This window comes from Methylolobus aquaticus, from assembly GCF_054172105.1.
The window spans coordinates 208368-235210 of sequence record NZ_JBSYXP010000002.1 but is presented as its reverse complement, the minus strand read 5'-3'; the positions used below and the strand labels follow the sequence as shown (position 1 = coordinate 235210).

The window sequence follows — 26843 nt, the reverse complement described above, 5'->3', positions numbered from 1 at the left end:
GGCGGCGTCGAATGTCTGGTACATGCCGGAGCACCTCAAGTCATGCAAAGATGCGTTTCGTCGCCAGCGTTCCGCGGCTCGTCAGACCGCCGTGGCCCGGGCCGCCGTCGGTGGCATTCCCAGTACGCTACGCAACGCGGGTGTCGTGCCGACAAAGCCCCGCCCTTCGGGCGTCATCCGGTAAGCCGCCACCCAGGCTTCGGCGTGGGCGCCCATCGGTCGGATGGTCGACTGGAACAGGATCGGATCGATCGCTGTCTTGAAGTCGTTGTCGGCGATGAACTGCAGGATGCGCCGCCCGCTCTCCGCCATCTTCGCACGCTGCGAGGGTTCGGCGATGCCGCCCAGGTAACGCTGAGAGACGATTTCGACGACATCCCATTTGGTGTTCGCGTCGAAGGCCTTCTTGATGTCGGGTGCGTCCAGCAGCTGCAATACCGATTTCAGGTAGTGCCCGGTTTCCATCGTCAGCGAGAAAACGTTGCCATAGGTGGAACGGTCCAGCGCGTAGCGGAGGTCCAGCCCGATACGTTGCACCGTAGCGACTGAACCAAACGGACGCTGCTCGATCAGTTGCCCGCCACGGATCACCTCGCCGATCAACAGGTCGCGGAAGTATTGCGACAAGGCCACCATGAACCCCACCAGTTGTCGGTGGAAGTTACGGTTGACCACCGCACCGGCCGGCGCCTGCGCCGTGCCGTAATTGAATGCACGGCGGTAGGCCATCATGCGGTCGCGTAGCGTGTAGCGCAGGGGCTTCCATTTCTCCAGCAGGTACAGGCCGCGCGCGCCAGGGCCGCGCTGGATGCGCATCTTGCCGAGATGGAACAGCCGCAGCAGTACATCGACCACCTGGAACAGTTTCATCCGTTCGTGCTGGTAGATGTAATACAGCTCGGCGGCGGCGTGCAGTTGGCTCGGAACGACCGAGTCGTCGAAATCGGGCTGGATGTACGGATAAGACATCTCACCAAATTCGACCGGCCCTTTGCCGCCAAAGCCGATCAGGTCGAGGAATGCGTCCCGTCCATCGGCGTTCGCGGCCTTTTTCAACAGGTCGCCAAAGCGGTCCTCGAACTGCTGCTCATATTGTTGGCGTTCCTCGGGAGGAAGAGACGCAAGTTGCTCTCGGAGGAACTGCTCCCAGAGTCGTTGAATGGTTTCTGTGGTATTGAAGCTCATGGCTCAAGCTCCTTCGGCAAGAGGATTCATTAGGATGTTCGCTACAGCCCACCTAGGCGGATTGATCTGCGAAGAATTGAATGAGGCGGCTGTTGAGTTTCTGAATCATCACGAACCGCTCACTCCGTTCCTCATGATCACCCTTCAAAAACGGTGCAAAGGCGCGCTTGTACTCTTCCTGTAAAGCGGCATCCGAAATCCTCTCGAGGCTTTCCCTGTACGGGGAACTGACGGAGATCTTCTTCGTCAGGGTTTCGTTGTTTTCCTTCAGCTTAAAGTCCTTGTCGGTCACTATGTCCTGTACCTGAGCCAGTACGCGAATCGCCTGGAGGGCTGGCTCCTTGACCTGACCTGCCGAAAACGGGATGGACTCCGTTGCTTGTCGAGCCTCTAGCGATGCAATGCGCTGTAAAGCTTTGACGAGTTCCCTCGCCTGACTGTCGACCGCGTTGCGGAGCCCCTGGGACAGGTCGAAAAGCGGGTTGATCTGCTTCGACGTCGTATCAGCAATCACGTCCGCAAACCGCTCCAGCGCCTTCTGTAGCGCGGCAATTTCCGCTGTGATGGCTTTGGTCCTCTGGTCGGTGACGCCGACATGGGTCGTGACTACTCGTAGCATGTTGATGTCCTCCAACTGGTGAGTGGTCGTTCGCTTCAAGTCAGCGACGAGCGCCCCAAGCTCACGTCGGGGTGAGGTGGCAGCAAGATGTCGGGCGCCGGGCAAGCCCGCTGCGGCACGGCGTTCAGGCGACCGACAGCCCGATCAATCACGGCGAAAACGGCGTTGAAGATCGTGTCGAAACTGTGACAATTGGGGGCCAGGGTTTCGAGCATGGCACGCGATTGATCTTCCCTTTGACGCTGCAGGCAGAGTTCCTGGTGCAACAACGCTTGAAAGGCCGCTCTCCGCTGCGGATGATCGAATTCAGTCTGAAACTCAGCAGGACGCAAGCCTGAGTTGCCGGAAATGGCATTCAGACTTTCTCGCACGCGCTGCGCGAGGCTGGAGTCTTGACGAGCCGAGCAAGCCTCGAACCGCGGCCCCAGTTCGCCTGGTCTGGGATTGGCGAAAACGTCAACCAGCAGACCGTAGGCGGATGCACGCTGTTCCGGTAAGCCGAACGATTGCTGACCATTGCAGTACAGATCCACTGCGCGGTCGGTGTCGTAAAGCAACTTGTCCAGAATCACCTGGCAGATGACTGCATCCGGCCCGCACTCGCAATCTGCCCAGCAGTCGAGGCCTTCAGCCAAGCGGTTGCGTTCCACGATCAGCGCCATCAGCCTGTCCTCACCAGCGTCGGCAACACGATTGCCGAACAAGCCGTAGTACAGGACAGGAGGCCGCGCGACGCGAACCAGTCGGAACCCACCTGAACTGTCGAAAGAGTCCGAGAAGAGGAGTAAGGACTCCAGAAAAGCCGTCAACGGCGGCGACCACGGCGCGGGCTGATTCTGTTCGTCCACAGCCAATTGTTGGCCAATTACTACCAGGCGGCGGAATCGTTCGATATCAATCCGCGCTGTTGAGCCCAACGCACGTAAGCCCTGGACGCGCCCGTGGTCGGCACGCTCGATCAGTTCGTCCATAATCCGCGACAGTTCATTTTCCTGCAGCAAGGCTCGCAGATCGCCGTAGCCCTGATTCTCCAGTTCGCGAAACAGCAGACGATAGCCGTCGAGTCCACGCGGCCAGTCATTGGGGCCGTAGGCTTCCTGCGTCGCACCGATCAGATTCCGGAGTGAATAGATCACGGTATCCCGACGGACCTCCAACTCGGCAAACGGTACCTGGAGCAGAAACCTGCCTCCGTTGAAGCCCACGTTGGAAAGGCTTTCCCCCATCAGCACAAGAATGACGGCACCGACTTCGTCCAGACTCTGAGCAAACTTCCGGTAGATCATGCTGGTGGCCGGCGTCAGCGTACCCACCAGTCGTGCCATGCGAGCGTAGTCACTCAGTTGGCGGCGGATCGCGAAGGACTTGTCCCTTTGCCTGGGATCCAGAGCGAAACGCGCGGCCATGGTTCCTTCCTGGATAGCCGATCGAATGGCCTGCGCCCAGCCGTGAATCTCGGGAGTTACATCTTTCAACAGCGAATTGGTGAGCAATTCCTGTAGGTCGCGCTCGACATCGTCCTTCGCCTGTTGCAATTCCACGTCCGATGAGTTTCCTGCGGGCATCGCTGAAACAGCCGCCGGCAGTGCCTGCAGGAACGGAAGTCCGCGAGCCTCCTGGCCAATCGCCTGAGCACGCGGACTTTCCTTGAACCGGTCGAGCAAGGCGTTTGCGATTTGTTGAGGATCGTTGGGATCACTGACGCGGAGTTCACGCCGCAGCAGGTTGTCCAACGCCAAACGCTGATACCCGCTATTCGCCGGGGTGTTTCCGGCAGCGCTGCCGTAAAACGGATTGCTGGATGGAGATGCCATGTCGTTCACCTCGGCTGGTTGTTCGAATTACTCATGTCATGCCGCATGGGATAGAACCCTGTCTCGCGGCGTCTCCGTGGGTCTGGCGCGCATGTCGTTCAACAGGCCAATGACGCGGTTGGCCACCATTCGCGGCGCGACCCGGCCACTGGCCAGGGCATAGCCCGCGGCACTGACCAGATGGCGTGGCGGCAGGTCGTCCGGCACACCACCGCGCTGCAGGGCTTGGGCCCCGATCCGAATCCGGCGCTCATCCGCAGGCCCGAAGGGGATGATGTCCGCCAATGCCCGCTGCGCGAGATTGCGGCGCGTCTGGAAGGCGATCTCGTCGACCACCTCCGGGATGATGCGGCTCGATGTCGCCAGCAGGCGAACGGGGAGGCGGTTGAAGCCCCGGGGGTTGTATAGGTCTTCCCACACTCTCCGCAGCCGATACGCGCTTTGATCGAAACCCAGCCGGCCCAGCATCTCCACCAGGATATGGATGCGGAGATAGGCCGTGGGATGAGCGCCCCCCGGGCGATACGTCATCGTGCGCGAGGCCGGGTGAGCCAGAAAGATCGCCATGCCCCACGCCGCCGCCGGGCCACCCAGCAGGATGGCGGCGAGATCGGCGAAGATTTCCTTGTGCCACAGCCCGTAGATTCGCGTCAGCGCGGGATCCCCGCTGGCGCGCAGGATCCGCCGGATCACGGCCTGCCGGTTCTCCTGCCAGATGCCGAGGTCGGCCTGCAGGTTGTGCGACACCTCGTGCAGCATCACCGGCTGCCAGGGGTTGTCGCGGTCCCACGGGATCCGCACGATGGGGAAGGGATTGGGTTCGCCCAACAGACGGCTGAGCAGCACACCCCGCCGCATCGTCGCCGGCGAAAAGCCATGCTCCATGTAGCACAGGGGTTTGATCAGCGGACCCCGAAAAACCGCTGGCGCGGCCTGACGCACCGCCCTGTAGCAATCCTCGGCGATGACGTCATAGGCCGCCAGGGTCGGTGCGAACATCGACCCGCGCTGGCTGAAGATCTCGAAAAACAAGCCGAAGGTCCTGCGCGCCCGGTCGATTTCCCGTTCTACCAGCGCAATGTCGATCAGTACACGCTGCACCGGCGCGGTCTGCCAACACTGTTCCACCCGGGCCAAACGTCCCGCGATTTGCTGGTCAATCGCCGCCAGCCGTTGGTTGGCGGCGCGGAAATGGGCGGGCGTAGGGGCGTAGGGCCGGTCCTGCGGACGAATTCCCACGCCTTCGCCATCGATCCGGGACAGCCGGCGCGCCCGCGCGGCCAAGGCCAGGATCTTGGTGCGAAGAAAGGTGCGCGTCAGCATGGCCATGTCCCGTCCCTCCCGCCCTGGGGTTTGCGCTCACCGTCCCTGAATGCTGATGGTGACCGGACCGCGCAAGGTGAACCGCCGGCCGGGACCGATGGGGCGGGTCGCGCGGCCCACCGTGCGTGGCGTGGCCTGCGCCAGCCGCCTGACGGTCTGCGGGCTGCGCGCCACCTGTGCTGCGGCCCGGGTGATTGCCCTCGGCACTGCGCGCGGCGGAACACGGCGGGTACGGACGCCTCGCTGTACTGCCCTGACCACCGCGGGAACAGCGCGCGCAGCCGGCACGCCCTGGCGACGCGCGACCGTCCGTGTGGCCTGCGTCACGCTGCGGACCAACTGGCGCCGCTGCGTCCGCGGCAACCTCGCAACACCCGGCATGGTGCGGCGTATCGTCAGCCCGGCGATCACCGGTGCCGCGGCATCGATCTCGCCTTCGTCGAACGAGTCGAGCATCTCGTCAAAGGCCTCGAACTCGTCCGCCTCGTCTGCCATCAGGCGCCCGACGACGTTCGCGACACGGCCGACGGCTTGTGTCCAGGGCAGAGGTATCGCGCTGGCGATGGGCGCCACGGTGCGCGCGATACGCCCGACGACGGGGGCTACCCGGCGCGCCACTCGCACGGCACCCCGGGCGACACGGCTGACGCCGCGTGCCAGCCGCCGAAAGAATTCGTCCGTATCCTCGGCGCCGAGGGCGTCGGCGACAGCCTCTTCCATGGCGTCCATGACGTCGGCGTCTTCCGCCTCATCATAGGCATCGTACTCGCCCCATTCCTCGGCCTCATCGTACTGATCACTGCCGCCCGCCAGGCCGCCGACGGCGCGCCCGATGCCACCGATGATGTTGCGCAGAAACTCGTCGCTCTCCTCCTCACCGAATTCATCGTACTCGGAGAACTCGTCGAACTGATGTCCGCGCGCGGGACCCTCTGCCTCGTCGTAGAGAAGATCTTCCATTACGTCGGCTTCAAAACTGCTCATGGGTCTGTCCTCATGGTTTTTGAATGAAAAGGCTCGTCCACGGAGTCAACGCCGCATGATGAGCTCCACTGGACCCGCGACGGTAAAGCGTCGCGGAACGCCGCTGCTCACGACGCCCCTTCTCCGAACCCCAGGCGGGCGGCTTGCGACCGCTGGTTGGGATAGCCGCCTGGCCAGCGCCGGCTGGGCGACCACACGAGCGGCGGCGCGCCGCATCGCGACCGGTACCACCGTCGGGCGAAGGCCCCGACGGGCCGCCGCGCGTCCGACACTGCGTGCGATACGTGGCAAAGCGCGCACCGCCCGGGGTCCTTGCCGGCTGACGAGCGTGCGAGCCGCCTGCACTGCTCCCCGCACCAGTTGCCGCCCGGCCGTGCGGCCCAGCAGCGCACCGGTCCGACGGATCAGCGGCCTGACGGCCGCTCGCGCTGCGATCCCGGCCAAAACCGGCAGTGCCTCATCGGCTTCCTCTTCCTCGAACCAGTCTGCCAGGTCCTCGAACAACTCGAGTTCGTCAGCCCCCTGACCGGCCTGTTGCTGCAGAAGCGGCAGTAACTGGCCCAGGATTGCCTGCAACGCGGCGGGCTGGCCCGGTATTGGGCGCGGCCGGCGACCGGGCGCAGCGGGGCGGGTCGCGCGACGCGTCCGACCGGCAACGCCCTCTACCGTTCGCGCAACACGGCCGGCCTGACCGGCGACACGCCCGACCGTGCCAGCGACACCGCGAGCCGTTCGCGCACCCCGCCTGACCAATCCAGCCACGCGGCTGATGCCGCCGATCAGTCGTCCCAGGAACTCATCGCTGTCCTCTGCGTCGAGCGCATCGGCGACGACATCTTCCAACTCGGCGGCGAGATCGGCCTCCTCCTCCTCCGCGTAATCACCGGCCATGAGATCTTCCTCGTAGGCGTCCTCCTCAAAGCCATCTCCATAACCCTCGGCCAGCGCCTCTTCCTCGAAACCGTTGCCCTCATCGTAGGCGTCCCCGCTTTCCATCAGGCCCTCCTCTTCGAGGCCTTCTGCTCCGAAGTCTTCCTCGTAGCCTTCCCCTTCAAAACCATCTTCCTCGAAGAACTCGTCGGCCGAAGGAGGGGGAGGACTGCCTTCCATCAAGTCTTGCATTACTTCACTTTCGAATCGCTGGTCCACGGAACCCTCCTTTAATCGGTAGAGTGCGGAAGGACGGGAGCACTGGTTCGAGCAACCCCCGTGAGTTGGCAGTAAGGGTGACCCTGGGGGCGATTGCGAACAAGTCGCAAAATCTGGGTCACCCGCTTTGGGTCGCTCACTTCGGGTCACTCGTGTGAGTGACGCTCGTGGATCCAATTGGCTTGGAGAACGATTTCGGCACAGCACGCTGGACTGGTCCGTGTGACGGAACTGGAGCGAGCGATTCCGAGAGGGGGCGGCGGAGGACGGAATATCTGCTGCCCAGAGCAGATGAGAACTATTGCATGAGCAACGACTTGAGTGAGCCAGCGGCTGGAGATGGTATTGTTTTTTCTCCTTCACGGAGATGGCCCTGCAGCTGCCCCCTAGCCGCTACTCTCACTATGGGTTCATACGGTTCGTTTAGCCGATGCTCCGAGTCACAAGCAACAGCTCACACACTGGTTCCGGTTCCGCGTGAACTACGGCGACCGGCGCCGCCTCTCCAACGCGCAGGCATGGTGGCGCGTTAACGACTCTTGCTCTAACGTGAGCCGTCAACATGAAGCATGATGGAGATGGCCATGACCACTGCCGTCCGCGAGAAGTTTTCTTCCGAGGCAGCATCCGAGGTGCTGGCCGCGCTACGTCGGATCGCCGAGGGCCAGGGGTGTCAGTTCCAGGCGGTTCTGGACGAAGCTCTGCGCGATTACGACGACCGGCAGCAGAGGGAGCACCCCCGCCGTCATCTGATGGACTCCTTCACATCCAGCCTCGACGAGTTCGACAGCGTCTACCGCGAATTGGCGAAGTAAGCGGCGCCGCACGATTACTTGACTGTAGCCGACGTGCTCGGCATGCACGCGGTGTTGATGCAGCGTTACGGTGGCGCGCTGGGCGTGCGTGATCCAGGTGCATTGGAGGTGGCGCTGTCCCGTCCGCGGACCGGATACGACGAGGACAGCGTGGCCGAAGCGGCCGCATGATTGAAAGCCTGGCAATCAATCGGATGCGGCGCGGTGTTATGCCAGTGGCAAGACCGTGAAGGTGTTGGAGATCGTTGACGTGCCCTGCGCGGCCCTGGATCTGGACGTCAGCTCATATCCATCTGCAACGGATGCCACTCGCCTGACTCGTATCGCAGCACCTGCGTCTGGTCAAAACGCCATAGGTGCAACCACCCGTTGTCCAGTAGTTGCTGAACCACTGCATGCTTTTGTATCACTTGGTCGATGGCCCATTGCGGCGCGTCGATGATCACTGTCAGGCGAAGAGGCTCATGCACCCAGCGCTCGCCGTCATGGAGCGACTGGCGGGACAGGCCGATGCGCAGATCGCCGCCATTGCCCTCGAACACGCCGAGGTGCCCGCCCACCACGTTATGCAGCACCTTGTTGCCGCTGCCCAGGCGCAGGGGCTCGCAGGTTGACGCGTGGTACTGCCAGTTGATCCAGTGCGTGACCAGCATCGGCGCCGTCATCAGCAATTCCAGCACGCTGCCGTCAGCGTCTTGGCTGGCGTCGTAGTCATGCAAGAAACTCCGGCCCTCCAGCACCACGCCACGACTGCGCGAGCGCGGTGCTATCAGGAACGCGGCATTCCCGGCCAGCCCCCATTCGGGCCGGGTTTGTGCCCCGTCGTTGGCACGCCGGCGAAGCTGGGCGAGCAGTTCGCCATAGGGCGCGCGCGGGTTCAGCCCGAGACGCGGGGCACGCTCGCGACGAACCTGATCGCCGGCCTGATCCCATACCGAGTGCAGTTGCTTCCAGCGGGCCTGTGCCTCAGGCGGCAGCAGGTCCAAGTCAAACCCCTCGATCTCGTCAGTGGTGGTGTTATGTAGCGCCGCCACAAACCACGTTTCCCGGGGAATGTTGATGCCTTGGCCCTGCAGGCGGCTGCGGACCTCAGGTTCGTTGAGGAGTTGCGCCAGACTGCGGGCGTTGACCTCGCCCGTCTGGCCGCAGCAAGCACCGCAGTCCAGCGCGGCGGCGTGGGCGTTGTTGCTGGACTGGCTGCCATGCCCCACGAACAACACCAGGGGGGCGAGGTGGTGGTCCAGTCCCATGGCATGCAACACCTGTGCGGCCATGGACACCTTAGCCATGGTATCCAGCCCTGCCAACTGCGGCCGGCACACGGCCCGGTAGCGCACGGGCAGACCGGCCAAGTCATCATTCACCCGCGCCTGCTGAGACGGACGCAGCCATTGCCAGAGTTTGCCGAGGTAGCCCACGCCGGCCGCTTCCACATAAGAAAACGCGGCACTGGGCCATTGGCTGCTGGCCTGCCATTGGGCCGACAAGGCGAAGCGGTCAGAGCGGGCGCGCGCCACCGCGTTCTGCAGGGCTTCCTGTGATTCGTTGGTCAGCGGGTTCTGGCGCCCGACTTGGTCCGTCACTTCCACACCCGGTGCCAGCAGGCCCGGTAACTGGGGCCGCCGCGCCTGGGTGGCCAGCGGCGTGTACGCTGCGGGCAGCCCGAAGAACCCGGCAAAGCCGATGGTCTGGACGGCGGGCCAGACGGCTTCGAGCCCTCGCCGCATGGGTTCGCTGCGCACATCGATGCAGAAGGCGGCCTGCACTTCGATCGCCTCTCGGGGGACCGTTTCGCCGGTGGCGAAGCTGAGTCGCTGGAGCAGTTGCCGCTGGTAGCCGGCCTCCAGGGCCACTTGCCAGACTTCGTCGATCAACAGTGCTTCCTCGGCCTGTTTCAACAACGCAGGCGCCTGGTTCCAGGCGGCTTGCAATGCGGCAAAGGCTGCGGCCGCTGCGTCGTCGTCCTTGCACTCCAGCAGGATGGCGCCCCATGCCAGACGGATGGCCAGCAAATCACGCAGATTCCCGTCCTCGCTGCCTTGAAGCCCCGCCTGCCAGCCCAGGTAGGCACACCACGAGGCCCAGCCGTTCACTGTGAGCAAGACGGCTTCGAGATAGGCGGCCCAGACATCGGGTGCTAGGCCGAGCCGTTGCAACACCCAGCGTTCGGCGTCCTCTCGCGTGGGGGGCAGCACCTTGAGCGCGCGGCCCAGTCGGGGCAAACCCATCAGCACGCCAATGCCATGGTCGTGCTGCAGGGTGTCACGCCAGAATGCATACAAACCGTGCTGCCTGTCGGGCTGCCAGTTGGCCTGATGCACGTCAAAATAGGCGGCGCAGGTCTGGCTTACCTGGTGCGTGATAGCTTGTCGCCACGACAGCCGGGTATGTCGCTGAGGGTCAGCATCCAACACATCGATGAGCAGGGGTAGGTGGTTGATGGCAGGTTGGCGTTGCAGGGCCTGCAAACAGGACTCGGGGCTCAGGCCTGCTGCCTTTGCCGCAGGCACGTGGGCCAGGGCATGTACAAGGTCAGGCAGGGTTATACGGCCCTGCTCCCAAGCGAGTTGCTGCGCCGAGCGCGACGGGAAGACCTGAACGTCTGCCAGCACAGCCATGCGGGCTGCCACCTGGCGCAGCGGCATGCCAATGCGCGACCAGTGCGGATTGACGGCAATGGCTCTATCCAGGGGCCATGCTGGGGCGATCGTATGACAGGCCTGCGCGCACGCGGCGGCAATTTGGGTATTCCATTCGGGGGTTGGCTCATCAGGGGTCGGGCTTGGCGCTGCCGCCGCTTCTGTATCGGCCCAAAGAGTCATCGTGTTCATCGTGAGGTCCTCTCTGGGCGTTAGTCTTGGGCGTTGGCTGCGGTCAAGGTCACTGTCACTGGATGGCTCGTGCTAGAGGCACCAGGCGTCCAGCGGGTGGGCCACAGCCACAGGGTCAGGCGGGTGTAGTACTCGTCCACATAGAAACCAGCGTAGCTCCAGCGTCGCCAGGCTTCGAGAGCTTGAGGGCGTGCTTGCAGCAGCACCAGGCTCACATAGAGCGTTCCCATGCCTAACAATGCCACGACACCCAGTGTGTTATGCGGCGCATCCTGAAGGCCCAAAGGAAGGGCATGGGCCAGCAAAGCCGCCCCGGTCAGGCCGAGAACCATCAGCAGCCCTGACACCACGCTTCTGACCATGCCGCTGGCCGGCTGGGCAGGCGGCACCGACAACCACAGCAAGGGCGCCCAGGCCAGACCCAGCAATACGCTCCACCACCAGGGCCACGCGCCGGGACTGACGGCCGACTGCAACAGCAGCACGGCGGCCACGGTCAAGGCGGGTGCTGTCCACAGACTCCTCGAAATCGGCTTGTGTGCGCCGCGCATGGTTTGAAGCCGGGTCTCCCGAACCACCATCGAGGCCGACAGGAAGGCATGCGCCTTGTAAAGAGAATGGCCGACAAGGTGCAGCGCTGCCAGGGTGTACAGGCCCAGACCACACTCGAGCACCATGAAACCCATTTGCGCCACGGTGGACCAGGCCAGCCTGACCTTAATGCTGATGCGCGTCAGCATGACCAGCCCGGCCAGCACGGCGGTAGCCAGGCCCAGGACGACGAGCAGCCAGCGCGCGAACGGCACCTGTTCTAGTAGCGGAGCGAAGCGGATCAGCACATAACCCCCCAGGTTCACGACCCCTGCGTGCAGCAGGGCCGACACGGGCGTGGGCGCCTCCATGACCTGAATGAGCCAGCCGTGGACGGGCAACAGCGCGGTGCGCAGGACCACCGCCAGCACCAGGAGCACGGCGCTGGCGTGCAAAGTAGGCGATGCTCCCTCGCGCGCGAGCTGCATGCTGAGATCGGTGAGCGACCCGCTCCCTACGCTCCACCAAGCGAAGATGGCGGCGGCCATGAGCAGCCCATCGGCCAGTCGATCCGCCAGACGCTTTTTATGCGCGGCCAGCAAGGCGAACGGCCGGTCGGGGTAGAAACACAACAGTGGCTGCAGCGCGATGCCTACCAGTGCCCAGGCGGCGATCAACACCAGCCAATGATCGGCGATCAGCAATAGATGGACTGCGGCCAGCACGCCCGCCAGAGCCATCACGTAGCGGAGCTGTGCGGTTTCGCCTTGCAGGTAGCGAGCGGAGAACACACCAATCACCGTACCCAGGAACTGGACGAGCACTGCCAGCACCTCGCCAAGGGGCGTGATGATCAACCAGGGGCGCACGTTGGACATGGCCCCCAGCCCGAACGCTGCTAGCACGGTGCAGGCCAAAGCGCCCAGCGACAAGGCGTTAAAGCCTGTCCAGATTTGGGTTGCGTTTGTCGTTGGCCAACGCGCGATGATCAGTGCCAGCAGCATCAGTGCCGTTGGCCCCAAGAGGCCGGCTGCAAAAGCGAGCTGGCTGAAATCCATATAAAACCTGCAGAAAAAGCTGTTGGCACAAGATGCAGCTACGATTCTCCGTAGATTGTTGAGTTCTGTAAAATATATTGGCGCTAATCAAAAGATATAGAAAAATTAAGAATAAAGATTAAGCGATTCAACTTCCGCCACCTGCTGCGCTTCTGGCGCGTGGCCGGGTCAAGGCGCGTGACGCACTCCACTGAGTGGGTCGGCATCGTCAATCGCTGGAATGGGCGCGGGTTGTGCCGACACCGGTCCCCATGACCAGCGGCGCCTTACGCTGATAGTCCCTCTCAAGAGATTGGGTGATCCGGCGGATGCCGTGGTGCTGGTAATTGCGTTCACCGATGGCCGGACTGAGCAGGGCGTTTTCCAGCGGCTTGCGGCTGCCGCGGCGCTGAATCAACAGTTCCTGCTCGGTTTTCTTGAAAAAGCCCCGCATTGCGCGGGGCGGATAGTGAAGGTCCATACATTGCCAATGCGTGTAGCCGTTCTAGAAGAAGATCACCTGGCGCCGGCAGTAGGCCCGCGCCAGCGAATAACAGACGTGGAACAGCTCGCGTGTTGCGGTCAGGGCGTCCGCGGTCTGCGTCTGCCGCTAACCGTGCACAGCACCGTCAGGTTGCCGAGATCCTTGATCAGGCGGGCCTTGCTGAACAGCGCGCGCCGCAAACTCCACCGTCTGCGGGAAAGTCGCCTCGCGGATCAGCGCGCTGAGAGGGTCCTGATACGGCAGGCGCAAGGCCCGCTCATGCTTGTCGAGCCCGGCGACGGCGAGTTCCAGCGTGCGCCGTCGGGCTGATAAAAGAGCCTGGGGCCTGGCTTGCGCGCGGACTCAGTTGCTTTTTCTTGCGACTCCATCCTGGATTTGCTTCTCGGAAGTTTTTAAGGTGGTTGTCGCCTTGGTGCTTCAGCTTGAAGCGGCTTTTTGGGACGGTTGGTTAAACTCCCTGTCAGGGTGGTGAGGCGTGTTGGTTTGGTCCGGGTTCAAGTGAACGACGGTGATGCGTTGCCAATTGCGGGTGGCCCCGCGCCAGCGCTGCGGGTGGCGACGGCGGGCGGCTTCGTACACCGTCTTGCGCTGTGCCAGGAGTGGCGCATCGAGCCCGCGTGCTGTTGGGCGGGAGTCACGAAGCGGAGCGCGCCGTGACGGTGCTTGTGGTGGTCCCAGTGCATCAGGTGCTCGACCCAACGCCGGGCATCGGCGAGCTCGGCAAAGGGCTTGGCCGGGTAGTCCGAGCGGGATTCCGAGCAGCAAGACGCGAAGGGTTGGCGGCTGAGGCTGGCCGGAGATGAACCCGAGTCGGAAAAAAGCTGTGAGCGCCATCACATCTTGGCGGGGTGTCCTATAGTTCAGCCGTGCCAGGGGAAACAAGGACGGAGATTCCCCCCAATCGATGTCCCCCTCTCCTGGCACACCCTTCCAGTCTTCTGCGTTCCCCCCCGTCACCTTCCCAACCCGCCGCATTACGCGCGGCCACATGCATGGGCCGACGTCTTGGTTAGCCTATCGAACAGGAGATCACCTCGGGTATTCAGGGCATTGCCCTCGCCGGAGCACGAGGGTTGCCGCGCAGTAGCGCCTCGCTTCGAAAGTCCCCGACATTCAACGGGTCCGCAGCTGGGCGAGGATGAAGTCCGGTTGGTTGGGGTCGATCTCGATGGCTTGCCATTCGCCCGACGTTTCCAGCAACAGTGTCGGGAAGCCGCGAACGCCGCGTTCTCGACCGAAGGCGATTTGCTGCTCCAACTCGGTCTGTGTATCGGGGTGGTCGAGATCGTGTTCGAAGCATTGGACGTCCAGCCCCAGTTCCCCGGCGAGGGCGATCAGGGTGGATCGGTCGGACGGATTCATCGCCCGCAGGTAGTAGGCTCGCTGGATGGCGTCGATCATCGGCTCTTCGTGATCGCCTTGACGGCTGGCCGCAATCACTGCCCGACAGGCAGGGTGGGTCGAGCGCCGGGGCGTGCAGACTTCCCAGTATCGAAAGTTGAAGCGAGTGCCGGGAACCCTGATCTGTATCGTTTTCCAGATCGCCTGCAGTTTGTCGCGCAGCCCGGGCGGCATCGGCTCCTCGGTGTCCGGTGCCAGCCCGCCCAGCACGCGGGTCAGCCGCATTCCGTCCGGCAAGCGGGATTCGACCTCGCGCAACGCCGGGGCGAAGGCCCAGCACCAACTGCACATCGGGTCATGGAAGTAGTAAAGACGGGAGTCTGGCTTCATAGGCCCAGGATTGTACGTCCGGTTTCTCTTCGGTGCGCGTAAACTCCGTGCGCTGTCTTCCTCGATGCGGCTCGGGATGTCGACCCGCCGCTCAGGGGACGATGCGGATCAATGCAGCGGTGTGGAGAGGCAACAACCATGTCATCGGAAAGCCGAAAAGAGCGGTTTCAGGAACAGGCGGGACGCAATATCGACGCGGCTGCGCTGCGCGTAGCGCGCAGCGTCAAGGTGCCGGGGCAGACCCCGGAGCAGACCAAGCTCGTGGCGCAGGGTATCGCCAAGGGCATCGCACAGTACCGAAAACAACAGAACGAGAAGGCCCGGGAGCAGAACCGACAACGCAAGCGGATGCTGAAGCAGCGCGAACGGGAAGCGACGCAAGCCGCGCACGATGGGACGCCGCAGTCGGAGAGCCTCGTGATTCCACGGGGGGCCGTCGCAGTCGTATGGACGTCCGGCATCCTGTTTGCGTTGGTGGCGGTGTTGCATATTTTGCAATCGGCCTTGGGCGTGTCGGTCATCATCAACGGCTGGACGATGTCGGTAGGATGGTCTGTTACGGGGGGCGTGCTGGCGGCCGCGTTTGCCGGGGCTTGTTTTTGGGCGGCGCAGAGCCTGCCCGCGCCTTCACACTGATTCGAGCGGGGCGGCAGGGCACTTTCCGATCGGCGTTTGCACGTTTCGGAGGGCGGGGAGGCGCACGCCAGCCGGGGGCTGGCCATATGTCGGCATTTTCCGCAGGAGCCCGGCTCTTCGCGCGAATGGACGCATGCCCTGGCCGAACCGTGATTCCCCGAGACGGATCGGCTCCTGCAGTGTGCGGCGGCTTCGAGAGCGCGAGTCGGCTTGCAACCCGTCATTTCCGTGTTCCCCGTCATTCCCGCGGAAGCGGGAATCCACTGCCTCGACGGGTAACGACCGCTCCAGCCGGTCGACCTGTCGCCGCAGGGTTCGCGGCGTCGCGGAACGCACGCGATCGGTACCAAAGTCGATCAATGGTTCTCGCGCTGGACGGCTCGGTTTAAACTGCCGCGTGAGGCGGCAGCGCAAGGATGGTCTCGGGCACCGGCGGTGCGCGGGGCATCGAAGAGGCGCTTCCCGACGACCTCGCGCAGTATCGAGGGGCCCCGACCGGAGCCCTGTCGTACCCGCCAAGGAATCCCCGCAGACACGTTCCATCCACTGCCCGGTGGGCACAGGTCTGTGCCACACATAAACGTCTTTTTGACCCCGACCATGGCGAAGACCAAAACAGTGCCCGTTGCGCGCGACCATACGCCGCAGAAAACACCCTACAGAGCGCCCCTCGTTGCCGTCACGTTTCTGTTCTTCATGTGGGGATTTCTCACGGCGCTGAACGACATTCTTATTCCTCATCTGAAGGCCGTGTTCGACCTCAGTTACACGCAGGCGATGCTTATTCAGTTCGCTTTTTTCGGTGCGTATTTCATCATGTCCGTGCCATCCGGCAGGATCGTCGCGAGATTCGGGTACCAACAGGGTATCGTTCTGGGCTTGCTGACGGCCGGTTGCGGTGCGTTGCTTTTCTACCCTTCGGCCAGCGTTCCCTCCTATCCACTGTTCCTGGTCGCCTTGTTCGTACTCGCCGCCGGTATCACGCTGCTGCAGGTGGCGGCGAACCCGTATGTTTCGGTTCTGGGCAAACCCGAAACCGCGTCGAGTCGCCTGACCCTGACGCAGGCTTTCAACTCGCTCGGCACGACGCTGGCGCCCTACCTGGGAGGCCTTTTCATCCTCAAGGCCGGGATTCCTGCGGGTGATGTCATGCCCTCGCTTTCGCCGGAGTTGCTGCAGGCATTCCGCTTGCAGGAGGCCGCGTCGGTAAAGACGCCCTATCTGGCACTCGCCGCCGCCCTGATAGGGTTTGCAGCGGTCATGTCCTTCCTGAAGCTGCCGGTGATCGCATCGGCGGAAGGGCATGGCCACAAACCAGCGGGCCTCTTCGCGGCCTTGCGGTATCCCCATCTGGTTCTCGGTGGGCTGGCAATCTTCTGCTACGTGGGGGCAGAGGTCTCCATCAGCAGTTTTCTGATCAATTTTCTGGGTCAGCCCGATATCGCCAGTCTGGATCCGACCGCCGCCGCCCGATTCGTGGCCTATTACTGGGGTGGCGCCATGGTTGGCCGTTTCATCGGATCAGCCCTGCTTCAGAGAATCGAGGCCGGCAAATTATTAGGCCTGTTTGCCGCGATCGCGGGCGGGCTCGTTGTCACGACATCGCTTACGGACGGCATCGTGGCCATGTGGGCCATCGTGAGTATCGGCCTGTTCAATTCGATCATGTTCCCGACGATCTTCACGCTGGGTATCAGCGGTCTCGGTCATCTGACCAGCCAAGGCGCGAGCATTCTGGTGATGTCGATCATCGGCGGCGCCGTCATCCCGTTGGTGTCCGGTGCACTCGCGGATCGCTACGGCATTCAAGTGGCTTTGTTGCTGTCGGCAGCCTGTTATCTCTATATCCTGTATTACGGCATGGCTGGGTCGAGATCGGCCTAGTGCGCTGCGCCAACATCGGTCCTGCCAGGATTACTCACGCAACCTGAACACCTTGGCAAGGCCTCGCCCATTTCGCGGATTCTGTGTGGTTGATGGCGCCCAAGGACCGGGACCTGTCCTTGCAGCAGGCGCCTACCGCTTCGAGTAACCGTTGACGCCCCACCCGCGTGAGCGGGCCGGGAGTCCGACACACGCCGTGAATCCGTCCCTGGAGGCTAGCCTGCGGGTTCCCTACCGCGACCAAGCAAAGAGCGATGGATGGTTACCCACTTCGATATCCGACACGCTACCCAAAAGAGCCCTGATGAGTACAACTTCCGAGGACATTCGCCTGAACATGACATTTCCGGTCCTGAAGCCCGAGACACGGAGGCCGGTGTGCTGGGACGCCGTCGAGTCCGGCGAGGGCAGGGCGGTCGAAGTGGTCCTGGCATTAGCGCTAGCGCTCGTGTTCGGTAGCCCGGCCCGCAGCGCGTCCTCGCCGGCCGGGCCGGCGCCGCAACGAGCTGCCTCCGGTTTCGCAGTCCCGCGCGTCGAGGCCGATGTCGATGCGTTGCTGCGCCGCATGACGCTGGAAGAAAAAATCGGCCAGTTGGTCCAATATTCGGCGGGCCAGCCTACCGGTCCGGGTACGGGCCGAAGCGACTACGAAGACATGATCGGCCGGGGGCAGATCGGGTCTCTGCTGAATGTCGTGGATCCGGCCAAGATCAATGCCTACCAGCGGATCGCGGTAGAGAAATCGCGGTTGCGGATCCCGTTGCTCTTCGCGCTCGATGTCACCCATGGCTTCAAGACGGAGTTCCCGATTCCGCTTGGACTCGCTTCGACCTGGGATCCCGAGATCGTGGAGAAGGCCGCCCGCGTCGCGGCAATGGAGGCCTCGGCGCAGGGCATCCGGTGGACCTTTTCGCCGATGGTGGATATCGCGCGCGATGCGCGCTGGGGGCGCATGTCGGAAGGCGCCGGGGAAGATCCCTTGCTCGGCGGCGTCATGGCAGCAGCCTATGTGAAGGGCTATCAGGGCACCAGCCTGGCGGCTCCGGACAGCATCGCGGCCTGCGTGAAGCACTACGTCGGATACGGCGCGGCCGAGGGCGGGCGTGATTACAACTCGGCCGAGATTTCCGAGCACACACTGCGCGAGATCTACCTGCCGCCGTTTCATGCCGCCGTGCAGGCGGGGGCCGCGTCACTGATGAGTGCATTCCATACACTCAACGGCATGCCCTCGACGGCGAATCCGTTCACGCTGCGGCAGATCCTGAGGAAGGAATGGGGCTTCCGGGGGCTTGTCATCAGCGATTGGTCATCGATCGGCGAACTGGTCGCGCACGGAGTGGCCGTCGATTCCGCTGCCGCAGCCCGCATGGCGATGCTTGCCGGCGTGGATATCGACATGGGGAGCAGCGTTTATCACGATCACCTGCAAGGGCTGGTGCAGTCCGGGCAGATCGGAAAGGCCACGCTCGACGAGGCCGTGCGCCATGTGCTGGGCGTCAAGTTCGCCCTCGGTTTGTTCGATCGACCGTTTGCCGACGAAAGTGCCGCGAAAAAGGCCCTTTACCTCCCGGACAGCATGGCACTGGCCCAGAAGGCGGCCGAGCGTTCCCTGGTGCTGCTCAGGAATGTCGACGGCCCGGACGGCAAGGCCCTTTTGCCGCTGACGGATGCGGGGAGGAAGATCGCGGTGATCGGTCCGCTGGGCGACGATTCGTCTTTCCCGGACGGCGTGCCCGAAAACGCGGGACCGCGCGAGTCGCTGCCGCAGGCGCTGGCGCGGCGGATCGGTGCGGAGCGCGTGTCCCGGTTCAGGGGAACCGGCACGCTGACCGGTTCCGACGAGGAAATGGCCGCCGCGGTGATCGGGGCTCGCCAGGCGGATCTGGTCCTGCTGGCGCTGGGGGAGGACCAGACGATGCACGGCGAGGCCGGTTCCCGCGCGAATCTTGGACTCCCCGGCCGCCAACAGGAATTGCTCGAAGCGGTCGTCAAGACCGGGAAGCCGGTCGTGTTGTTGCTGTTCAGTGGGCGGCCGCTGACCGTACCCTGGGCGTTCGAGCACGTGCCGGCCGTGATCGCCGTGTGGTTCCCGGGCATCGGCGGGGCGTCGGCGCTGGTTCGCACCCTATATGGTGACGTGAATCCCTCGGGGCGGCTGGTGGTCAGCTGGCCCCGCAGCGTCGGTCAGGTTCCGCTCTACTACAACGCGCTCAGTACCGGCCGTCCCGCCGGGGAAAGCGATCTCAGCCGTCCGCCGTACAGCGTCGAAAGCAAGTATGTGTCGCGCTATGTGGATGAGCAGAACAGCCCGCAGTTTCCCTTCGGCTACGGTGGTTCCTACACCCGTTTCGCGTACGGGAGCACGACGATCAGCACAGTGCGCCTGCGCGCCTCGGCCCTGAACAAGACGCTGGCAACCGGGGAGGGCCTCGCCGTGCCGGCGATGATGGTGGAAACCACCGTGACCAACACGGGTTCTCGCGAGGGTGAGGAACTGGTGCAAGTCTATGTCCAGCTGCGGGGCACCCACCTGGCCGGGCCGACGCGAGCGCTGAAGGGCTTCCAGCGGGTCGTGCTCGCGCCGGGCGAGACGAAGTCCGTGAAGTTCGAGCTGCAGCCCGGGGCCTTCGCGACCTGGAACGAGCGGACTGCATTCGCTGCGGAGCCCGCAAAAGTAACCGTCTGGATCGGTCCCGATGCCGCGCACGGGGCGTCTGCGGTCGCGGAGATCGTGCCGTGAAATCCCGTTTGCCGCCAGTCGAGCCGCGCGCCTGAAACGGTGTTAAGCTCTGCGCCCAATCAAGCCCAGCGGAGAGGACTCCATGCAAGTCCCAGAGAAGAATCGGTGGACGGTCACTGGCAGCAGCGGCGATCCCCGGTCGGCCATCGACGACAATTATTCGACCTCCTGGATCGCCGGACCGGCTGCGAAACCCTGGCTCCAGGTCGATCTAGGCACGGTCGCCACCCTCGGCGGCATCGAAGTCTATTGGGGTAAGCAGTTCGCCGGCATCTACGGCTTCGAGTCCTCGGTCGACGGCCAGGCCTGGTCCCACCTCTGCAGCACGCGCCACGGCGAGGGCGGACAGAATGTGTTCGCGTTCCCGCCGACACCGGCCCGGTTCGTGCGCTGGAGCGAAGACGATGCGCCGCCCGACGCCGTTCGCGAAATCGTCGAGCTCAATCTCTACGCGCCCGCCGACGCGCTGTCAGTGCACGAGGAAGGCATGCTTCCGGCCTTCGGACGCGGCCCGGTCAAACTGCTTCCCGGAGAGAGCATCACGGTCGATTTCGGCTACGTGCGTTCGCCGCTCGGTGTGCTGATTGAGTGGGGGAAGCCCTACGGCACCGTTTTCGGGGTCTATCTGTCGGATGACGGTGAAAATTTCCGCGATGTCGGCCAGATCGCCACCGGCAACGGCGATTACGACAGTTTCTACTGGCGCACGACCAATTGCCGCTACTTCCGTTTTACCGTGCACGCCGCGAGCGATCCGGAAGGTGCGGTCGTCAATGAAATCAAGCTGCGCATACTGAACAAGGATCGCATGCCGATCGGTCAGCTGGAGCGCGCCGCTCAGGCCGCGCGTAGCGACCTTTATCCCCAGTCGCTGCGGGGCCGGCAAGTCTACTGGACGGTGCTGGGAGAGATCGGGCACCCGGAAGAAGCCTTGTTCGACGAATACGGGAATCTCGAACCGCAGCTCGGTGCCGGGCAGTTAATGCCCTTCTTGCGCCTCGACGGCGTCCTGCATGGCGCTCCGGCCTCACCCACGATCACGCAATCGCTGCCGGAAGGCGTGCTGCCCATCCCTAACGTGGCCTGGTCCGCGGGGAACATGGACGTGCTGATGACGGCACTCGCCCACGGCGGCGAAGCGCTGGTCGAGTACCGGATCACGAACCGCGGGGACAGCGCGCGATCGGGGACGCTCGTGCTCGCGGTGCGCCCGGTGCAGGTCAATCCGTACTGGCAGCACGGTGGCCATGCGTTTATCACGCACATTGCGGTGGACGGGCGGCGCCTCTGGGTCAATGAGCGAGCCTATGCGACGTTCTCGACCGAACCGGCTGTCGTCACGATTGCCGACTTCGACGGTGGCGACGTGGCGCGGCTGATCGACAACGAACAGCACCCGACTGCCAGCAGCCTGCAGTCCGATTCGGGGCTGCTCAGTGCCGCTTGCGAGTTTGCTTTCGAGCTGGCACCGGGTGCCAGCGTTGCTTTCGTTGCGGCGACAGCGATGCGGAACGACGTCGACCCGCGCGAGGAGGCCGACTTCGCCAGCGTGCGCGACGAGGTCGCCCGGATCTGGCGCGCGAAGATCGGCCGGCGCAAGATCTCGGTGGGCGATCCCGAGGTCAGCGATACGGTCGAAGCGCAGACGGCGCTGATTCTGTTGAACGCGACGCGCTTTGCGTTCAAGCCCGGCCCGCGCAATTACGACCGGACATGGATACGCGACGGCTCCTCGCAGGCGCTGGCGCTGCTGTACGCCGGTCTGGTCGAGGACGCGAAAACCTATGTCCTGTGGTACGCGGAGCGGATCTACGACAACGGCATGGTGCCGCCCATCCTCAACAAGGACGGCACGATCAATCGCGGGTACGGCAGCGACATCGAGTTCGATGCGCAAGGCGAGTTCGTCGCGATCGCCGCCGACACCTACCGTCTGACCCGGGATCGCGCGTTCCTGGAAGCGATTTTCGAGCCGGTAGTGCGGGCAACGCGATTCATCGAGGAACTCTGCGCGCGGACGAATTCGCTGCATGGGCCGGGAACGCGATTCCACGGCTTGTTGGCGCCCTCCATCAGCCATGAGGGTTATAGCAAGCCGTCCTACAGCTACTGGGACAATTTCTTCGCGTTGCTGGCCTGGCGCGACTGCGAGTTCCTCGCCGGCGAACTTGGCGATACCGAGGTTGCGGCACATGCGCGTTTCAAGGGCGATGAGTTGGCGGCGAACCTGGCCCGCTCGATGCGCATGACCACCGAAGGTCTGGGTACGAATCTGATCTACGGTTCGGCGGAGCGCGAGGACGTCGACGCGACGTCGACTTCCATCGCCTTCGAGCCCTGCCGGGCAGCCGATGTGCTTCCGGCCGAGTTTCTAAAGCCGACCTACGATAAATACGCGGCGCAGATGAGGGCCAACGGCGCACCCGATTTCGATGGCTGCTTCACGCCCTACGAGATTCGAAACATCAACGCGTTCGTCGCCCTCGGTCGCTTCGACGACGCCTTCTGGATGCTGTCCGCGGCGCTTGGGTGGCGCAGGCCCCGCGCCTGGCGGCACTGGGCGGAAGTGATCTGGGGTAACCCGCGCGCGCCGGAATACATCGGCGACATGCCTCACACCTGGATCGGCGCCGAGTTCGCAACCGCCATCCGCCGCATGCTGCTGCGGGAAGACGGCAGCACGCTCGAACTGTTCCGCGCCGTTCCCGACGCCTGGTGGGAGGGCGAAGGCATCCTGCTCGACGAGCTGCCCTCGACCTTCGGAAACGCTACCGTGAAAGCCTGGCGTGAACCCTCCCGCGTGACCGTCGAGCTGAGTCTGACGGGGCCGCTGCCGGAACGCGTGACCCTGCGCTACCCCGGCGTGCAACAGGCACTGGCCGACGGAAACCCCTGCGGGATCGACGGCGACCTGATCATTGCACCGGTCTTTGATCGGCTCGTGATCGACTTCTAGCGGCGCTTCGGCGGGACGCGGCCCCTGTGTCCCGTGGGAGCCGCCCCAAATGCGCGGTCAGCGCCCAGGCTGTTCCGAGCGTGGCAGGGCTCGGCGCGAACGTTCGCGGGTGGCCCAATCGCGGCGGCTGACGAGCGCGCTCTTCCTCTGCCGACGGGCCCTAGCCGAACCGGTGCGGGCCACAGCGGGTCGCGCGAGGCATTCTCAGGGCTGCGTCTGTGATGGCGGCTCCTTGTTCGCGTGCAACGGCACCGCGCTGTCGGAGAAGCCGTTGAACACGATGTCCGGCGACATCGTGTTGTGCTGCGAAGGGCTCAGGCGTCCGGCCCACACTTCGGTCGCGAGCGCCCGATGGAACTTCATGATGTTGTCCTCGTTCCACGCCTTGGCGCCCTTCTGGCGGACGGCGATGCGTGCGACGTCGTTATTGAACTCCGTGATGTACATGGACCGCAGCATGGCCAGCGGCCTGCCGACGATGGGGCGGTCGAAGACGACATCCAACGCCATGCGGCTGGTGTTGGCTTCCGCAATGCGCACGGTCGCCGCTCCGCCGCGCTCGAAGGTGACGGCGAAGGTCCGCGTCTTCGGGTCGAAGATCAGTTCCTTGATGACCACGAACGGACGCTTTTTCTGTTCGATCGGACCGATCAGGAACGAACTCCCGAACGGCCCGGTTTTCAATCCCGTGGGCGACAGGGGCCGTGGGCGCCAGTAGCCGTCACGCGGGTAGATCGCCAGGACTTCCTCGGGGACCTTGTCGTGCATCAGCCAGACCTGCAGCAAGTGCAGGTCTGGCTCGACGCGGTCCCCGACCCGCACTGTCCCCGTTCCCGGACGCCAGAACGTCGGCAGTGTTTCCCCCGTGACCAATAGTTCGTTGTCCTTGTAGAGGACGGTCTTGCGCGGCGGCGCCGCTGCCTTGTGGACGGGATCGGCCGACATGTCACAGGCGGTCCAGTCAGCCTCCGAACTCTCGCGCAAGCCGGTCGCCAGATAGACCGGATGCGCGGCCTCGATGCGAAAGCTGCGGACCTTCGTGGAGGCGAAAGCCAGCGTCACATTGTCCTTCTCGGCGCACTGCACCGGCTCGCTGCGATTGGTCACTTCGACCGCCATGGCGTTGGCGGTCGCCGCGTGGGCCTGATCGCAGGGGCTCCCGGCCAGCACGGACGCCATCAAGGCAGACAGGGTGACGCGAAGCATGAAAGATCTCCTGAAGATAATGGATGGGAGGGACTGGCGCCTTTGCCGGGAGTTCGCGGAAAGGCCTTGGCGGATCGGGTAGCGCCCGCCGGGATATGCCCGTTTGCGGCTGCGACCGCGGTGTGTGTCGCCAAGCTTGGCAGGCAGCTGGTCAACTGGGAGCCCCGCGCGTGGTCGAGAACGGTTCGGATTGGACGGCTTGCCGTGGGCTAGGTGTTGGCTTGGAGCTAAGACCTTAGGCTTATAGCACGAGTGCTGGGACGAGAAAACACGGAGAGAAATGCGGAAATCGTTGGGGTGCCGTCGGCGCGCAGCGCTGCACGGTGTCGCCGTAACCGTTCACGCCCCCCTTTCGTGGGAGCGGGCCGGGAGTCCGAGACACGCAGTGAATCCGTCCCAGGAGGCTCGACTACGGGTTCCCTCGCGCAGACGGTCTCTCCCTCCCAGCCCGCTTCCACCACCAAGCCAGGTTAGGGTGAATGGTTACGGTGTCGCATGGGCCATCGCAGCAGCGATCGTTCACAAACAGCAGGGTACGCGCAGCCCGCGCCGACCGATTTCGCCGCGGCATCGAGTTGGGCGCTCAGACGCTGCCCTGGCGGCATAGGCCCATGGCACAATGCGGGACCCGACCCCCCATACGCGCACCGAAGGGCCTTTGCTCCCATGAAGCCACCTTGCTGGATCGTCTTGCCCGGAAGTTTGCTCGCCGCGCTGTTGGTCGGTCCCTGCGGCGCCACCGCGATCACGCGGTACAGCGCAATGTGCGATGCCTCTGCCGCCGTGCCGGTCGGATCGGGGACGTTTGCCGTCGCCAACGACGAGGACAATGTGCTGAGGGTTTACGGACGGGACGAATCCCGCGGACCGCTGGCCACGTTCCCGCTGGACACATTCCTGGAGATCGACGACCAGCACCCGGAAGCGGACATCGAGGGCGCGACGCGCGTGGGGCAGCGCATCTACTGGATCACCTCCCACGGTGCCAGCAAGAAGGGGAAGGCAAGACCCAATCGCCGCCGACTGTTCGCGACCGAACTCCGGGTGCATGGCGACCGCACCGAACTGGTGCCGGTCGGCAAACCCTATCGCAATCTGGCCGAAGACCTCGCTGCGCTCGACGCCTTGAAGCGCTTTCGCCTGGAGCAAGCGGCTGGTGAGCCGCCGGAACGCGGCGGCCTGAACATCGAGGGGCTCGCTGCAAGACCCGCCGACGGCGCCCTGCTGATGGCCTTTCGCAGTCCGACCCCGAACGGCAAGGCCCTCGTGGTGCCCCTTGAGAATCCCGACGGGGCGATCAACGGCCAGCCTGCCAAGCTGGGCGACCCCATCCTGCTCGATCTGGCCGGACTCGGCATACGCAGCATCGAGTACTCGGACGCGGCACGGCAATACCTGATCGTTGCGGGCCCGCCGGGGGACCAGGGAGACTTTCGGCTCTACCGATGGTCTGGCGTTGCCTCGGCCGGGCCGGAACCCCTTCCGGGCATCGATTTCGGCGGGCTCCACCCGGAAGCCCTGGTGGTTTATCCCGACGAGGCGGGGCGCGTCCAGATCCTTAGCGATGACGGTGATGAGCCGGTCGGCAATGACGCCTGCAAGGACGATACGGTGACGGCGGCCGACAAGGGTTTTCGGAGTCGTTGGATCGATCTGTCCCCATAACGCCAGATCAGAGCCCGTCCGGGTTCCGGAAGCCTTGGCGAGAGCCGCGGATCGATGCGACTGCGCAGAAGCCGCCTCCGATCGCGGTTACTACAGCGTGTCGGGTGTCGGCGCCGGCGGCGACCGGGGATGACTTTCGTTGGGGAGGGGCACCTAGGTCGTACAGCTTGGGTGGGCTGTTGCCGCGACGGCTTCCCTGATAGTGTCATCAGGCTGGCTGCCGGCAGGGTGCCGAGCGTTTTGCCTTGAGCGAATCGCCACAACCCTCCGGTTTGCCAATCGCGCGAAACTGTCGCGTTTTTGATTGAACGCCGAATTTCGAAGTCGTGGGGTGTGACCATGGCGGAATTGAACTGCTGGCCGATTCCTCTGCTGCTGGTAGTCGGGCTGGCTTCCGGCTGTGCCCTCTCACCTCATCAACGCGATGCGACCGCGCGCTTCGCCTTGGCCTCGCAGGACATTGGTGACTTCGCGGCCCGGGAGTTCACCCATTTGCGCGCCGCAACGATCGACATGAACGTCACCAACGTGGCGATTGGCGGCACCGCCGACAAATCCAATCTGGACGAAGCCCTGGACGTCGACCGGGTCGTGGCCCGGGTCAAGGCGGCGCGGGCGCTGACGAGCTATGGCACGCTGCTGTGGGCGCTGGTTAGCGAAACGCAAGAGGAAGAACTCAAGAAAGCCTCCGACGACTTCGTGAACAGCGTAAGGTCGGTGTCGGGTCACCGTATCGGCGACAGTCAATTACAGGCACTGGGACAGCTGGTGCAGCAAATCGGAGCGCTCTGGGTCGAGGCCCGCAAGGCGGATGCGGTCAAGCGCATCGTACCGGCCGTCGCGCCCGACGTCGACGCGCTGTGCGATCTGCTGATAGCCGACTTTTCCGAGACCTCGCTGCACGTCGGACAGGGCTTCGACGCGACCATCACGCGGCTCAGGGTCGACGCGGACATCGCGCTCGCCGATCCCTCGACGCGCTACGCCGACCGACTGGTGGCCATGCGGGGCCAGAAGCAGGCGGAGGAGGCCGGTGCTCATCTCCATGTCATTTCGCGCCCGGCCGTCACGACGCTGCAGTCGCTCAAGTTGGCCAATGCCGAACTCGACAAGGCCATTCGCGACGACAGCCTGTCGGTCGCCGAAATCCAGGCGGTGGGTATGCAGATCAAGTCGCTGAAAACCGCGCTGGAAGTCGTCACCGGGAAGCCGTGACCAGCCTAGGCCTA

The 26843-nt window shown here is 63.9% G+C and carries 19 protein-coding genes; 8 read left to right on the top strand and 11 right to left on the bottom strand.

The features are described 5' to 3' along the window. Nucleotides 1-81: 81 nt before the first annotated feature. The 6 genes from ACW73L_RS03715 to ACW73L_RS03690 are packed head-to-tail and all read right to left on the bottom strand — an operon-like array spanning nt 82 to nt 7047. Complete coding sequence (locus tag ACW73L_RS03715; protein WP_498920070.1) at nt 82-1185, bottom strand: hypothetical protein; 1104 nt, start codon at nt 1183-1185, stop codon at nt 82-84. A 52-nt stretch (nt 1186-1237) separates the two neighbouring features. Next, a complete protein-coding gene (locus ACW73L_RS03710) occupies nt 1238-1804 on the bottom strand; it encodes a hypothetical protein (protein WP_498920069.1) in 567 nt (188 codons plus the stop codon). Nucleotides 1805-1839: 35 nt separating this feature from the next. Further along, nucleotides 1840-3618 carry a hypothetical protein gene (locus tag ACW73L_RS03705; protein ID WP_498920068.1) on the bottom strand — a complete coding sequence of 593 codons (1779 nt, stop codon included), beginning with the start codon at nt 3616-3618 and terminating at the stop codon, nt 1840-1842. Nucleotides 3619-3654: 36 nt separating this feature from the next. Next, nucleotides 3655-4947, bottom strand: a complete 1293-nt coding sequence (locus ACW73L_RS03700) for a hypothetical protein (protein ID WP_498920067.1) — start codon at nt 4945-4947, stop codon at nt 3655-3657. Between the two features lie 30 nt (nt 4948-4977). Continuing rightward, nucleotides 4978-5925, bottom strand: coding sequence for a serine/threonine-protein kinase (locus tag ACW73L_RS03695; protein ID WP_498920066.1), 948 nt, complete (start codon nt 5923-5925; stop codon nt 4978-4980). Between the two features lie 45 nt (nt 5926-5970). After that, complete coding sequence (locus ACW73L_RS03690) at nt 5971-7047, bottom strand: hypothetical protein (protein ID WP_498920065.1); 1077 nt, start codon at nt 7045-7047, stop codon at nt 5971-5973. A 611-nt stretch (nt 7048-7658) separates the two neighbouring features. On the opposite strand from ACW73L_RS03690, the gene ACW73L_RS03685 reads away from it, so the two are divergent. Both ACW73L_RS03685 and ACW73L_RS03680 read left to right on the top strand, forming a co-directional pair. Further along, a complete protein-coding gene (locus ACW73L_RS03685) occupies nt 7659-7889 on the top strand; it encodes a hypothetical protein (RefSeq protein WP_498920064.1) in 231 nt (76 codons plus the stop codon). An 18-nt stretch (nt 7890-7907) separates the two neighbouring features. Then, nucleotides 7908-8060: a hypothetical protein gene (locus tag ACW73L_RS03680; RefSeq protein ID WP_498920063.1), complete on the top strand. Its 153-nt coding sequence runs from the start codon at nt 7908-7910 to the stop codon at nt 8058-8060. Nucleotides 8061-8167: 107 nt separating this feature from the next. On the opposite strand, the gene ACW73L_RS03675 is transcribed toward ACW73L_RS03680, so the two are convergent. The 4 genes from ACW73L_RS03675 to ACW73L_RS03660 form a co-directional block, all read right to left on the bottom strand. Then, nucleotides 8168-10720, bottom strand: a complete 2553-nt coding sequence (locus ACW73L_RS03675) for a YbcC family protein (protein ID WP_498920062.1) — start codon at nt 10718-10720, stop codon at nt 8168-8170. Nucleotides 10721-10740: 20 nt separating this feature from the next. Beyond that, a complete protein-coding gene (locus ACW73L_RS03670; RefSeq protein WP_498920061.1) occupies nt 10741-12309 on the bottom strand; it encodes an NADH-quinone oxidoreductase subunit L in 1569 nt (522 codons plus the stop codon). Between the two features lie 208 nt (nt 12310-12517). Then, on the bottom strand, nt 12518-12742 hold the full coding sequence (locus tag ACW73L_RS03665; RefSeq protein ID WP_498920060.1) for a hypothetical protein: 225 nt from the start codon (nt 12740-12742) through the stop codon (nt 12518-12520). 1164 nt (nt 12743-13906) lie between these two features. After that, the gene (locus ACW73L_RS03660; RefSeq protein WP_498920059.1) at nt 13907-14524 is read right to left on the bottom strand and encodes a DsbA family protein; all 618 of its coding nucleotides are present in this window, start codon (nt 14522-14524) and stop codon (nt 13907-13909) included. A gap of 138 nt (nt 14525-14662) precedes the next feature. Between ACW73L_RS03660 and ACW73L_RS03655 the strand changes: the two genes are divergently transcribed. The 4 genes from ACW73L_RS03655 (at nt 14663) to ACW73L_RS03640 (ending at nt 22743) form a co-directional block, all read left to right on the top strand. Further along, nucleotides 14663-15160 (top strand): DUF2956 family protein, encoded by a 498-nt coding sequence (locus ACW73L_RS03655; protein ID WP_498920058.1) that lies wholly within the window; start codon nt 14663-14665, stop codon nt 15158-15160. A 600-nt stretch (nt 15161-15760) separates the two neighbouring features. Continuing rightward, nucleotides 15761-17044, top strand: coding sequence for an L-fucose:H+ symporter permease (gene fucP / locus ACW73L_RS03650; RefSeq protein WP_498920057.1), 1284 nt, complete (start codon nt 15761-15763; stop codon nt 17042-17044). A gap of 304 nt (nt 17045-17348) precedes the next feature. Next, nucleotides 17349-19787 carry a glycoside hydrolase family 3 N-terminal domain-containing protein gene (locus tag ACW73L_RS03645; RefSeq protein ID WP_498920056.1) on the top strand — a complete coding sequence of 813 codons (2439 nt, stop codon included), beginning with the start codon at nt 17349-17351 and terminating at the stop codon, nt 19785-19787. Between the two features lie 82 nt (nt 19788-19869). Further along, nucleotides 19870-22743, top strand: a complete 2874-nt coding sequence (locus ACW73L_RS03640) for a discoidin domain-containing protein (RefSeq protein ID WP_498920055.1) — start codon at nt 19870-19872, stop codon at nt 22741-22743. A 204-nt stretch (nt 22744-22947) separates the two neighbouring features. On the opposite strand, the gene ACW73L_RS03635 is transcribed toward ACW73L_RS03640, so the two are convergent. Further along, nucleotides 22948-23949 (bottom strand): hypothetical protein, encoded by a 1002-nt coding sequence (locus tag ACW73L_RS03635; RefSeq protein WP_498920054.1) that lies wholly within the window; start codon nt 23947-23949, stop codon nt 22948-22950. A 666-nt stretch (nt 23950-24615) separates the two neighbouring features. Between ACW73L_RS03635 and ACW73L_RS03630 the strand changes: the two genes are divergently transcribed. Together ACW73L_RS03630 and ACW73L_RS03625 are read left to right on the top strand one after the other, a co-directional pair. Continuing rightward, a complete protein-coding gene (locus tag ACW73L_RS03630; protein ID WP_498920053.1) occupies nt 24616-25614 on the top strand; it encodes a DUF3616 domain-containing protein in 999 nt (332 codons plus the stop codon). Between the two features lie 339 nt (nt 25615-25953). After that, the gene (locus ACW73L_RS03625; protein WP_498920052.1) at nt 25954-26829 is read left to right on the top strand and encodes a hypothetical protein; all 876 of its coding nucleotides are present in this window, start codon (nt 25954-25956) and stop codon (nt 26827-26829) included. Nucleotides 26830-26843: the final 14 nt, after the last annotated feature.